At 62.0% G+C, this 11776-nt stretch carries 9 protein-coding genes; 6 read left to right on the forward strand and 3 right to left on the reverse strand.

Features of this window, described 5'->3' with window-relative positions:
- From RIF72_RS05025 to RIF72_RS05040, 4 genes are all read left to right on the forward strand, one after another.
- A complete protein-coding gene (locus tag RIF72_RS05025; RefSeq protein ID WP_309073750.1) occupies nucleotides 1-990 on the forward strand; it encodes a 3-hydroxyacyl-CoA dehydrogenase family protein in 990 nt (329 codons plus the stop codon).
- Nucleotides 991-1009: 19 nt separating this feature from the next.
- Entirely contained in the window at nucleotides 1010-1774 is a 765-nt protein-coding gene (locus tag RIF72_RS05030) for an SDR family oxidoreductase (RefSeq protein WP_309073751.1), read from the forward strand.
- Between the two features lie 148 nt (nucleotides 1775-1922).
- Nucleotides 1923-3272, forward strand: a complete 1350-nt coding sequence (locus RIF72_RS05035) for an MFS transporter (protein WP_091465855.1) — start codon at nucleotides 1923-1925, stop codon at nucleotides 3270-3272.
- A 63-nt stretch (nucleotides 3273-3335) separates the two neighbouring features.
- The gene (locus tag RIF72_RS05040; RefSeq protein WP_375164200.1) at nucleotides 3336-4085 is read left to right on the forward strand and encodes a triose-phosphate isomerase family protein; all 750 of its coding nucleotides are present in this window, start codon (nucleotides 3336-3338) and stop codon (nucleotides 4083-4085) included.
- 41 nt (nucleotides 4086-4126) lie between these two features.
- Here RIF72_RS05040 and RIF72_RS05045 read toward each other — a convergent pair whose 3' ends face one another.
- Nucleotides 4127-7714 carry a TM0106 family RecB-like putative nuclease gene (locus RIF72_RS05045; RefSeq protein ID WP_309073753.1) on the reverse strand — a complete coding sequence of 1196 codons (3588 nt, stop codon included), beginning with the start codon at nucleotides 7712-7714 and terminating at the stop codon, nucleotides 4127-4129.
- Between the two features lie 98 nt (nucleotides 7715-7812).
- Here RIF72_RS05045 and RIF72_RS05050 point away from each other — a divergent pair, with 98 nt between their 5' ends.
- Nucleotides 7813-8265 carry a nucleoside deaminase gene (locus RIF72_RS05050; RefSeq protein ID WP_309073754.1) on the forward strand — a complete coding sequence of 151 codons (453 nt, stop codon included), beginning with the start codon at nucleotides 7813-7815 and terminating at the stop codon, nucleotides 8263-8265.
- A gap of 93 nt (nucleotides 8266-8358) precedes the next feature.
- Here RIF72_RS05050 and RIF72_RS05055 read toward each other — a convergent pair whose 3' ends face one another.
- A complete protein-coding gene (locus RIF72_RS05055) occupies nucleotides 8359-10647 on the reverse strand; it encodes a hypothetical protein (RefSeq protein WP_309073755.1) in 2289 nt (762 codons plus the stop codon).
- 324 nt (nucleotides 10648-10971) lie between these two features.
- Here RIF72_RS05055 and RIF72_RS05060 point away from each other — a divergent pair, with 324 nt between their 5' ends.
- Nucleotides 10972-11406 (forward strand): CBS domain-containing protein, encoded by a 435-nt coding sequence (locus RIF72_RS05060; protein ID WP_309073756.1) that lies wholly within the window; start codon nucleotides 10972-10974, stop codon nucleotides 11404-11406.
- A gap of 44 nt (nucleotides 11407-11450) precedes the next feature.
- Here RIF72_RS05060 and RIF72_RS05065 read toward each other — a convergent pair whose 3' ends face one another.
- Nucleotides 11451-11747: a hypothetical protein gene (locus RIF72_RS05065; RefSeq protein ID WP_309073757.1), complete on the reverse strand. Its 297-nt coding sequence runs from the start codon at nucleotides 11745-11747 to the stop codon at nucleotides 11451-11453.
- Nucleotides 11748-11776 lie beyond the last annotated feature (29 nt).

The raw sequence follows: 11776 nt of genomic DNA on the forward strand, positions 1-11776 counted from the left end.
ATGACCACTCCTGAAGCAACCGGACCCACCGCCAACAACGCAGCCCGGAAGATCGCCGTCGTCGGCTCCGGCTACATGGGCGGCGGCATCGCCCAAGTGCTGGCGCTCGGTGGCGCGCGCGTTGCGCTTGCCGATGTTTCCGCTGAGGTAGCGCAGAAAAACTTCGACCGCCTGCTGGTGGAATCGGACCAGTTTGTTGCCGATGGCCTGTTCCCGGCCGGTTCAACCGAAATTCTGAAACAGAACCTGTGGGCAGCCAAGGACATTGAGGAAGCTGTTGCGGACGCTGACTTCATCGAGGAGTGCGTTCCCGAGGTATTGGAAATCAAGCACCAGTCCTTGGCCCGGATCAGCGCCGCAGCCCGTCCGGATGCCGTCATCGGTTCCAACACGTCCACGATTTCCATCGCTGCCCTCGCCGAAGCCGTTACCCGTCCCGAGCGCTTCCTGGGTGTGCACTTCTCCAACCCGTCGCCGTTCATTCCCGGTGTCGAGATCATCCCCCACGCTGAGACTTCTGCCGCAACGGTGGCCGTATCCCGCGAGCTGGTCCATGCGGCCGGTAAGCAGACCGCCGTCGTCAAGGACGTCACCGGTTTCGTGCTGAACCGGCTGCAGTACGCGCTGTTCCACGAGGCAGCGCAGCTGGTGGAACAAGGAATCGCAACGGCGGACGACGTCGACACCCTCGTGCGTACGACGTTCGGCTTCCGCTTGCCTTTCTTTGGTCCGTTCGCCATCGCGGACATGGCCGGCTTGGACGTCTACAACTTCTGCTACAAGTCGCTGCAGACCGGATTCCCGGAACGCTTCGCCACGCCGAAGATCCTCTCCGACCTGGTGGAAGCGGGCAAGCTCGGCACCAAGACCGGCGCAGGCTTCCTCAACGTGCCCGCCGAGCGCACCCCGGAACTCATCGCCTACCGCAACAAGGCCTACGTGGCCATGCAGAAGCTCATTGAAGAGCTCGGCCCGGCCCCCATCAACTAACACTTTCAGGAGAAAACACATGACTTTCCCCACTGAACGCACCGCAATCGTCACCGGCGCCGTCTCTGAACGCGGCATTGGCCGCGCTACTGTCAACTACCTGGCCGCCCAAGGCTGGAACATCGGCATCATCGATCTTGATGACGCTGCCTGCAAGATCGCAGCTAAGGAAATCGCCGCAGAGTACGGCGTGCAGGCTCACGGTGTTGGCGCAAATGTGGCCAGTGAAGCCGAGGTCCGTGCGGCCATTGACGAACTTGAGGCCGAACTGCCGCAGATCGTCGCACTGGCCAACGTTGCCGGTGTCAGCTCGCCCGTTGGCTACCTGGAGCTCGAAGCCGCTGAGTGGGACCGCGTCCTGAACATCAACCTCAACGGCGTCCACTACGCCACCCGCCGTGTTGCCGAATCCATGGTCAAGAACCGGATAGGTCGCATCGTGAACATCTCCTCCGTTTCCGCCCAGCGCGGCGGCGGCACGTTCTCCAAGACCCCGTACTCCGTGGCCAAAGCCGGCGTCATCGGTTTGACCCGCGCTACGGCCCGTGAACTTGGCGAGTACGACATCACCGTCAACGCCATCTCTCCCGGCCCCATCGACACCGACATCATGGGTGGAACGCTGAGCCAGGAACGCAAGGATGAACTCACCAAGGACCTTGTAGTGAACCGTGTGGGTTCCACCCGGGACATCGCCGCCGCCATCGCCTTCCTCATCAGCGAGGACTCCGGATACATCTCCGGCCAGACGCTGAATGTGGATGGCGGACTGTACATGCACTAGGGCCCGCGCCATGAAGACCTGGACACGAGAACGCAAGATCTACCTTGCCGTGGGCGTCCTCGCCTGCGCAGTGGGCATGGTGCTCATTTTCTTCCCGCGCTGATCGCGCTGCACTAGTCATTTTCCTGGCACTCAAAGAGGAGTTTCAATGTCTGTTGCCACCAATTCCACTAAGGAGTTGCTGGATACGCCGGTCTTGAAGTCGGCGATTTCCAAAGCCTCGCGGCGGCTCATGCCAATGCTCGTCATCCTGTACGTGGTGGCCTTCCTGGACCGCACCAACGTTGGCTTCGCTGAAGCCGCGCTGGAAGTGGATAAGGGTATTACTGCAGGTGCTTACGCGCTGGGTGCCGGTATTTTTTTCATCGGCTATGCCCTGTTCGAGATCCCCAGCAACCTGCTGCTCACCAAGTTCGGAGCGAAGGTGTGGCTGGCCCGGATCGCCATTACGTGGGGCATCGTTTCGGCGTGCTTCGCTTTTGTCCAAGGTGAGACGTCCTTCATCATCCTGCGGTTCCTGCTGGGTGTGACCGAGGCCGGCCTGTTCCCGGGCGTCATCATGTTCCTGGCCGCGTGGTTCCCCAACAAAGTCCGAGTGAAGATGTTCGCCATCTTCTACCTGGCCCAGCCGTTCTCCCAAATGATGGGTGCGCCGCTGTCTGGCTGGCTCATCAACATCGGCGACCAGGTTCCGGGCGTAGCCGGCTGGCAGGTCATGTTCTTCGTAGAAGGCATGCTCGCCGTGGTGGCCGGTATCGCAGCTTACTTCTTCCTCATCAACAGCCCCCAAGACGCCAAGTTCCTCACCAAGGAAGAGAAACGGGCCCTGTCAGATGTCATGGCGTTGGAGGACACCGTGAAGGAAGAAACGGGGCCCCGCGGCGTTCTGGCGTCCATGCGGAACGGCCGGGTTTGGTACTTCACCGTCATCTACTTCTGCCTGCAAGTGGCGGTTTACGGTGTGACGTTCTACCTGCCCCAGCAGGTGGCGCAGCTGACCGGCCAAAAGGTGGGCATCGCCGTCGGACTCCTGGCCGCGATCCCGTGGTTCTTCGGCATCTTCGCTTGCTACTTCATCGGCAAGGCCGCCAACACTGTGGAACGCCGACGTCGTTGGGGCACGGCCTTGTTCATCTCCACGGGCCTCTGCATCTTCGGCTCGGCATGGGCAGGCGCGAACCAGATGCCGGCCGTCGGCATCATCTTCATCACCCTTGCGGTGTGCAGCTTCCTGTCGACAGGCCCTATCTGCTGGTCATACCCGACGGCGTTCCTCACCGGAACTGCCGCGGCTGCCGGTATCGGTTTGATCAATTCCCTTGGAAACCTGGGTGGGTTCGTTGCCCCGATCCTGCGAACCACGGTCAACCAAGTCACGGCCTCGGATACGGGAACCATGGGTGTGTACGCGCTGGGTGTGCTGCCCTTCGTGGCGGCTGTCCTGATGTTCGGCACCAAGCGCTTCAGCAATAAAGCCGACGAACTGCTGGGGAAGTAGACCGTGCAGCTGCCGGCTACTGACACCACGCCGGACACTTTGTTCGTAGGCGTCAGCACCAAGATGTACATGGGCTACGCGCAGAGCCTGGAATGGCTGGAACAGCTGGTAGCTGAAGTGGACGCCCGTCCGGCCCTCGTGGCCGGGCAGGTGGTCCCGTTCGTGATCCCGTCGTTTCCGGTGTTGCCCGAGGCGGCACGGTTGCTTGAAGGTACGCCGCTGGTCCTGGGCGCCCAAAACTGTGGTTGGTCCGACGGTCCGTGGACGGGCGAGGTTTCTCCGTCCATGTTGAGGGAACTCGGTGTCGGCCTCGTGGAGATCGGCCACGCAGAACGTCGCCGGTACTTCGCGGAGGATGAGGCGATGATTGCGCTCAAGGTGAGGGCCGCCGTCGACGCCGGAATGACGCCACTGCTGTGCTTGGGGGAGCGCGAGATTTTGGCCCCGGCGGCAGCGGCTGGCACGGTTTACCGGCAGATCAAGGCAGCCGTTTCCGGCGACTGGTCGGTTACCTCCGAGCTGGTCATTGCCTACGAGCCTGTATGGGCGATTGGTGCTCCGGAGCCGGCTTCGGCAGAGTACGTTTCGCAGGTGGTCGGTTCCTTGCGTTCGGCGCTGGCCCAGCATGGCCTGGCCCGGCTGCCCATCATCTACGGGGGTTCGGCTAAGCCAGGTCTCCTGCCGCAGCTGAACGGGGTGTCCGGGCTCTTTCTCGGCCGTTTTGCGCACGACGCCACCAACTTCGGCAAGGTCTTGGACGAAGCCCTCGCTCTCCAACTAGGTAGCACTTCAGGCCGTTCTGAGGGCTCATAACGGCCTGAAGTGCTACCCAGTTGGGTGGGGGAGGCGTGCGGTCACTGACGCGCCGGGGCGACTGCCCGCTGGCAGAGGGCCACGAAGCCGCCGAGGCTCTCAAGACCTTCGGGATGCGTTGGCAGGTAGTTGGTCAGTTCGAGTGAACGCACGACGACGGCACGCCACTGACCGCGCGACACCGCCACGTTGATCCGGTTCCGGGACAGCAGGAACTCCATACCCCGCGGGACTTCTCCGGCTGCTGACGCGGCCATGGACACGAACACGACCGGGGCTTGCTGACCTTGGAACTTGTCAACGGTACCCACCCGCACCTTACCTAGGCCGGCGCCTCGAAGATGGTGCTTGATCAGCTGGACCTGGGCGTTGTACGCGGCGACCACCAGGATGTCGGTTTCCTCGAGGGGCCGGGGGTCCGGCGATTCCGAAGGGTCGAGCCACGTCAGGCCGAGGTGGGCCTCGACCTGACGGACCACCTCCGCCGCTTCCTCAGGTGAGGACGTTGAATTACCGGTATGCGGGACGTAGACGCAGGAAATGCCGGGAGCAACACCGTCCAGGTGCCGTTCCTTGGCCGCGGGGGCTGCCTCAAGTCGGTTGTCGTAGGAAAGTTCGGACACTGCGCCGCAGAGCTCTGGATGCATGCGCCATGAGAGCGCCAAAAAGTAGCCGAGTTCGGGCGGCAACGTGTTGTACCCGTCAGAGAGCCAGCCGAGTGCTGATTCATCAACAGGTTCCGGATGCTTCCCTTGGGTTACCTGTGGAAGCTGCTGGGGATCCCCGAGCAGCAGCAGCCGCTTCGCAGCCCGGCTGACGGCCATGGTGTTTGCCAAAGAGAACTGTCCGGCTTCGTCGATGACCAAGAGATCCAGCGAGCCAGCGGGGACCGAACTGCCCACCATGGTCCAGGCTGTTCCGCCAATCAAGGCCCCGCCTGGCTTGGACAATAGTTCTTCCACGTCGCCCTTGGCGCACTGGGTCCATGGCACGGGGTCTTCGTGTTTGACTTCCTTGGCCACCCTCACCGGGTCAACACCGGCCTTCTCCACAGCAGCGCAAAGCATGTTCTCCACCACGGCGTGTGACTGGGCTACGACGCCCACTTTCCAGCCAGCAGCGACGAGCCGGGCGATGACATGTGATCCGACGTACGTTTTGCCGCTGCCCGGAGGTCCCTGCACGGCCAGGTAGGAGTTGTCCAAGTCATCGACTGCGGTTGTGATCGCATCAACGTAGCCGTCAGCTCCGGCCGCGACGGCTGGAAGAGCGGGCAGTGTACGAAGCTTCGGAGGCTGCCTCCGCACCAGATCCAAGGAACAGTCCCGAGGCCACGACGGCAAGGAAGCACTGAGCTTTGTGGCCAACGCCGCGAGTGCAGCCCGCTGGCCGTTGGTGGCAATGGGCGGATCCGGGGTAAGCGCCATGGGCAGTTGACTGAACGCCGTGGAGTCCTTGCGAAGGCCCTCGGAGATGGTGACTGTTTCGAAGTCCTCGTCGTCCCCAACCTCGGTGACCAGGGTTCCGTTCCAGCCTGCACGGCCAAGCGCGGCAGATTCTTTCGCCTGGAGCGAGTCCGGCAACGGAGGGCCGTACATGCGGAAGTATTTCTTTCCCGGTTCCAGCCCCGCGCCGTCACCGGACCGGCCATAGAGTTTCACGAGCCGCGCAGGGTTGCTCCGAGGTGTCGGTTTTGCCCAGTCCTGCAGCAGTTCGGCGTGGTCGACAATGAAGAGGTCGCGCTCGTCAGGCCACTGGGAGCTTGGCTTTTCCAAACGGTCGAAGTGTCCCCACCAGTGCTGTTTGTCCTCGCGCCGGTGATACCCGACTCCCGCAGCGACAATGCCAATAGCGCGCGACTCGGGAGTGGCCCTCTCGTCCTCGGGCAGCCCGGCGACGTAGTCGAATAATGCTTTCTCTTCCGGCGCCGCCTCGTACTGATCCGGTTCGGTCTTCTCTGACTCGGCATCTGCCGGGGGCGCGTCGTCCGTTCCATCCCCTGGCGCGATGGAACGCTCCGCAGCACGGGCAAGCAACCAGTTGCGCAGTTCCAGCGTCGATAGGCAGTCGTATTCGTTGTAGTCCCGGATGCCTTCCAGGATCACGGCTGCTTCATCACGATTTCCCGCGTCCCTGGCCATGCAGTAGTCCGCGTAGGCAACAACGGAGGCGCCGGCGTCGGTCACGTCACCCGAGCGCAGGTGTTGGCCCATGTAGAGAGGCTCGAGCTTCTTGATGCTGTAAGAGTTCTCTGAGATACGGATGCTGTGCCGGACGGTGTCGTAGAGGTCCACCAGAACACCTTGGCGCAGGAGGTCGTCGACGGCGGTTTCGCCCACCACGTGCGTCAAGGACAGGTTGCGCAGCGCCGTCTTCTCGTACGCCGCGTAGTGGTAGATGTGCATGCCCGGATACTGTGCCCGCCGCTTGGCTACGTACTCGAGGAAGTCCACAAACGCTTTGCCCTCTTCAGCCCGTGAGTGCGCCCAGAAGGGCCTGAACACCGGCTCGGCACCGGGTTCTACAGGGTTCTCGATAACCCCGAACAGGTACTCCAATCCCCACTTTTCGGTGACAGGGTCCTGCCACAGGGGATCGCCTTCGAAATCGAAGAAGATGTCACCCGGATCCGGTGCGGGTAGCCTGCCCAGCGTGTGGTCCGGCAGGACGTTGTAACTGATGGCTTTGGCTTCACCGGACTTGTCCGTGTACTGGACCGTGCCATCCGGCTTACCTGTTCCGGTCTGCAGCCGCGCCTGCTCACGGAGCCGCAGCAGCGCGGGATCACCCGCTTCGGGCAGGGCTGCCAATTCATCAATGGTGGTAACGCCGGCCTCGATCAGTTTCTTGCGCCGGCTGACCCGCATGCCCGCCACCATGAGGAGATCCCGATGAAGTTGGACTTGCTCAGCGCAGTAGTCGCAGCGGCCACAAGCGGAGTAGCGGGAGTCACCCCATTCCACGGGGCCGTCCTCTGAAACATGCGACTCGGTCATGCCAAGGAAACGTTCCCGGCGCTCCCTAAAGACGGGGAGGATCTGTGCCAGGGGGTGGTCGCTGTGGACACGGTTGCCGAGCACCAGGGTGACCGTGGGGTCCGGTGTGATCCCTGCCTGAATGAGTTGATCCCCATAAGCTGCCAACTGCAGGAGGGCTGTGACTTTGGCGTGCCGTGCCAGCTTGGTGTCGAAGACGGCGTACTGCCCGCCGGGGCGCCTTACCAGGAAGTCGGATCGGCCATGGAACTGGCCATCGAAGAAGGCGGCTTGGAAGACGACGTCCGCTCCGGAGCGCAAGGCGTCGATGGATTCCACATGCTTGGCCGTAAGGGCGGCGCGGTCCATCGCTGAGGCGGGGACGACGTCGTAAACGCCTTTTCCGGTGGCCGCGTCCCATGCCCCGAACTCAGCCACGAACTCATCCAGGACCCGGTGCTCGTGGACGTCGCCCAGTTTGGCTGTGCGCTCCAACATGGCGTCAGTTGCGAAGTCCCGTTTAGGCGTGCGGCCCAGTTTTTCGTCGAGTTTCCGGAGTAACTGGTACTCGCAGGTGGCGGCGATAACGAGGTCGCTGGCCGAGAACACCAAGTCCTGCCGGGCGCCCGCGATCTGAGGATCGAGAAAGAACACCGCGACCCACCTGCCTTTCCATGCCGTGATTAAACCCTTGCAGCCAAGCTATCAGCGGGCCCTGACAATATAGGGCGCAGCCACTTTAGACTGCACGCATGACTGAATCAGCCCCCACCCCGGATCCCGCATTCGAAGCCGCCTACCAAGCCGCGCAAAAGAGCCTCAGCGAGGGCGGCATCCCCATCGGAGCCGCCTTGGCCCGTGGTGGGAAAGTCATTGCCAGCGGGCACAACGAACGGGTCCAGCACGGCGACCCGATCGCGCACGGCGAGATGTCCGCCCTGAGGGCCGCCGGGCGCCAGAAGAGCTACCGCGACACCACGCTCTACACCACCTTGGCGCCTTGCGCGATGTGCACGGGAACCATCATCCAGTTCAAAATCCCCCGGGTGGTGGTAGGCGAGGCCGAAACGTTCCCCGGTGAATTCGACCTCCTGCGTTCACGAGGCGTGGAGGTCGTGGTGCTGGACGACTCCCGGTGCGTGGATATGATGCGCGCGTTCCAAGAGGAGCACCCGGAACTCTGGGCAGAGGACATCGCGGAATAACCACCTCAGCAGAAACCGCAACAGATGAGGGAACGACGGCGGCACCAAGGGCGGGGTGCCGCCGTCGCCGGCTGCTGGGGAGCCATTTACCACCTAGCCATCCGACGGCTTTTTGGCAGGCTTCCTCGGAGCCGACCGGCGGGAACGGGCCGCCGGAGTTGACGGGATCATTTCCTTGACCTGCGCTACCACAGCAGCGTTGGCCCCGCGGGTGCCCAGATCCTTGACCAGGGTCTCCACCTCAGTTTTCGCGGCCGCAGAATCGTCCGCCTTCGCATGCAATTCCGTCCGCAACTCCACCAAGCCCCGGTAGGCAAGGTTGCTTGCCGCGCCGCCTGCCTGCTGGTAGCTGGCAAGTCCCGCGTCTGTCAGCTCAAGAGCGCGCTGCGGATCGGCGGTATGGTATTTGACCATCTTTTCGTCCTTGCGCCGGTAGAAGTCATGTCCCACGGATTTCGCGACGGCGGTTGCCGCCTTGACGCCCAACGGCTCACCATTGAAGCGCTCGGCCGCCTCTGTGAGAGCATCCAATCCGTTCGCCAGATAGGGTGACATGGACCCTTCAAACGCCAGGGTCAGTCCGACTTCCCTGGTGAAAAACTCCGGCGCAAAACGGTCCTCTTCACGGGTGACGGGAAAACCAACGCGAAGGGGCAGCGTGTTGGATGCTTGGACGATGCCGTCTGTGGAGTAGACAGCACGGAGCAAATACTGGCCGGGTTCGTCGAAAGCGAAACCCTCCACACCATAGGCGAGTTGGACCAATTGGCTGTAGCGGTCACCGCCATCGCTTTCGCCATCCGGAGCGGGGCCAAGCTCTATCATTTCGGGGATGCCGTAATAGCACACCACTGATTCATGCAGCACAATGGTCCCGTTCGGCTTCTGGACGTAGACCGTGGTGTTGCCGTAGCGAGGGTCCAACCTGCCATCCACCAGCACCGGTGCGTCGCTGGTGTTGCGCAACCGGAACTCCACGAAGACCGGCTCCATGTAGTCGAAATGGCTCTTTGCCGACAACGTCAGTTCAACGTCGCTGCCTGGACCGGTCACGGTCATGGCGCCCGCAGGGGATTCCAGGTGGCCACCGGATGCCCACGGATCGCCGCCCATGATCACAGCTGCACGATCGCCGTGACGCATGTGGAGCAGTTCGTCGTCGTCGAACCGGAAACGGAAGTTACCCCAGAAAGTGTCTGTGCCGTTGCGCTGATCGTATTTCCAGTCGTAGTTCATCCAGGACAACGAGTCCGGCCTGGCCTTGTCCCACGCATGCAGGAAGTTGAAAGCGTGCCCGGCTTCGTGGACCCAGGTGTAGAGGAAATGGCGCATGGCCCAGGCCTGGTCCTGTGTGGTCGGGTTGGCGACAAGGTCGGTGAACCAGGAGTGGTTCCGGAATACCGCAAAACCCTGGCGATCGGGGCCTCGACCAGCGCCGCCAAAGCCTGCAGCGGCGTCGAACATGATGCCACCCACCCCGGCGCTGTCGAAAATGCCGGCTTGGATGCCCCACATATTCCAAGCAGGCCAGCCTGAGTTGAACTTGCCGAACGAGGTTTCCATGGCGTCATGGAGTTCGCCGACGCTCCAGGAAGCGAAATCGGGGGCACTGTCGTCGATGACTGTATGGGCCGAATCAACCGTGACGGCGATCCCGGCGTCCCGGTACGACGACTCGATGGTGATGGTCCTGTTGGAAAGATCGGCCGGACGGTTGTTGTGCGCGTGGCTGTTATAGACCGGAATCTTCGGTTCAACGTCCACAGAGGAGCAGTAGTCCAATTCCAGGTTTATGTCCCGGAAGGAATCCGAGCGATAAGCACAGGAGTATGGCCTGCCAGCAACACCGCCGGCCGTGAAAGTAACCACGGCGCCGGTAATGGCCCCCTGGAACCACGACACCAGGATGTCCACTGTGGTGGCCGGATGGGCTCCTTTCCAGTACCGGACGGTTCCGGAAATGCGGGCGTTGCAGCGGGTGACGGACACGGTGGGGTTGTCCACGATCCACGACTCGACATACGTTTTCACCAGTTGGAAGCGCCCGCCGATCCGTATGAAACGCGTGCTGTAGAAGTCGCCGCTGACCTTGTTCAGGACTGGAGATTCCACGTTTCGGCGCGGATCAATATCCAAGCGGAGATCCAGCGAACTCCCAATCAGGGCCGGCCCGGCCTGCGTCCCTTCATAACGTCCGCTGATGGGCGAGGAACGCCAGCACTTCCACCAATCGTCCGGTGGCCGGGGAATGGGAAATGGTTGCGGGAAGGGCAGCGGTTCCGGAAACGGTGAAGGATCCGGAGGAAACGGCGGGACGGGCATGGGGGTGGGGCCGTCAGGCACAGGGGTGAACTGGGAATTGGGGACGTTGGGGGAGTCCATGGGGGGGATCTTTCTCGCTCTGCAAGCAGCCAATATTCGTCCGCACAGGCGCTGCTGCGGGTGTGCGACATGACGGTTCAGGGCGGGGCGGGGTGCGCGTGGGGAAACTCAGATGAGTCAAAGTGGCCAATGCCCAGAAGCCGTGTATAAACCCAAGTTGAGGATACTCCAGCGAATGGATTATATCTAGGGGGTCGCGTAATTTTCCTCCTCACCGCGACCGAAATCATCTGGTCAGGAATACATGCCAAGCGTAGGCTGGCATCATCGGCGTCGGTGCCGAGAGGCCCCGCGTCGATAACCCCAATCGATGAAGGAGGACCCATGAGTGCCGTACGTGAATTCATGACAACCAACGCTCAGTGCATCGAAGAGGACAAGACTCTTCAGGAAGCCGCCAGGCTGATGAGGGATATGGACTGCGGTTCACTGCCCATCTGCGGCCACGACGGCAAGCTCACCGGCTTCATCACCGACCGCGACATTCTGGTCAAGTGTTTGGCCGAAGGCAAGGACGCCCGCGAAGTGCGCGCCAGCGAACTCGCCACCGGCAAGCCGTACTGGGTGGATGCCGATGCCAACGTTGACGAGGCCGTCACCATGATGGAAGAGCACCAAGTGCGGCGCTTACCCGTCATCAGCGATCACAAGTTGGTGGGCATCATCAGCCAGGGCGATATTGCCCGCAACCATTACGCGGAACAGCGCTTGGGTGAAATGGTGGAGCACATCTCCGCCAAGGAGCGCATGTCTCACTGAGTGGCCGAACTGATAACCCAACCCAGCCGCCGCGAGGCATCCCTTTAGAGGAACGCCTCGCGGCCCGTTCCTTCACGCAATACGAGTTCACCGTCTTCAATCGAGACGAGCAGGCTCTTGGGTTTCCCCGCGAGTTTCTTCGTGGCGCTAAGTTTTCGGCTGCTGACCTCCACACCCACAGTGGCGCCCTTCGCCGGCAGCTCCACTGTTAGTTCATCGGCCATCCCCAACAACATCTTGGTGGACACATCCCGCTCGGACACGGCCTCCTTGCCGTTGACGGTAACGGTTACGTCATCGGAAACAAACCCGTCCTGGAGGATGATGAGCAGTTCCTGCATGGTCCAACTACAGCACTAACTGCCCCCAC

It is taken from the genome of Paenarthrobacter sp., assembly GCF_031180005.1.
Taxonomy (GTDB): Bacteria; Actinomycetota; Actinomycetes; order Actinomycetales; family Micrococcaceae; genus Arthrobacter.

Coding starts and splice junctions, on each gene's coding strand:
- RIF72_RS05025 (WP_309073750.1), top strand. CDS start 1: ATGACCACTCCTGAAGCAACCGGACCCACCGCCAACAACGCAGCCCGG.
- RIF72_RS05030 (WP_309073751.1), top strand. CDS start 1,010: ATGACTTTCCCCACTGAACGCACCGCAATCGTCACCGGCGCCGTCTCT.
- RIF72_RS05060 (WP_309073756.1), top strand. CDS start 10,972: ATGAGTGCCGTACGTGAATTCATGACAACCAACGCTCAGTGCATCGAA.
- RIF72_RS05055 (WP_309073755.1), bottom strand. CDS start 10,647: ATGGACTCCCCCAACGTCCCCAATTCCCAGTTCACCCCTGTGCCTGAC.
- RIF72_RS05065 (WP_309073757.1), bottom strand. CDS start 11,747: ATGCAGGAACTGCTCATCATCCTCCAGGACGGGTTTGTTTCCGATGAC.
- RIF72_RS05035 (WP_091465855.1), top strand. CDS start 1,923: ATGTCTGTTGCCACCAATTCCACTAAGGAGTTGCTGGATACGCCGGTC.
- RIF72_RS05040 (WP_375164200.1), top strand. CDS start 3,336: ATGTACATGGGCTACGCGCAGAGCCTGGAATGGCTGGAACAGCTGGTA.
- RIF72_RS05050 (WP_309073754.1), top strand. CDS start 7,813: ATGACTGAATCAGCCCCCACCCCGGATCCCGCATTCGAAGCCGCCTAC.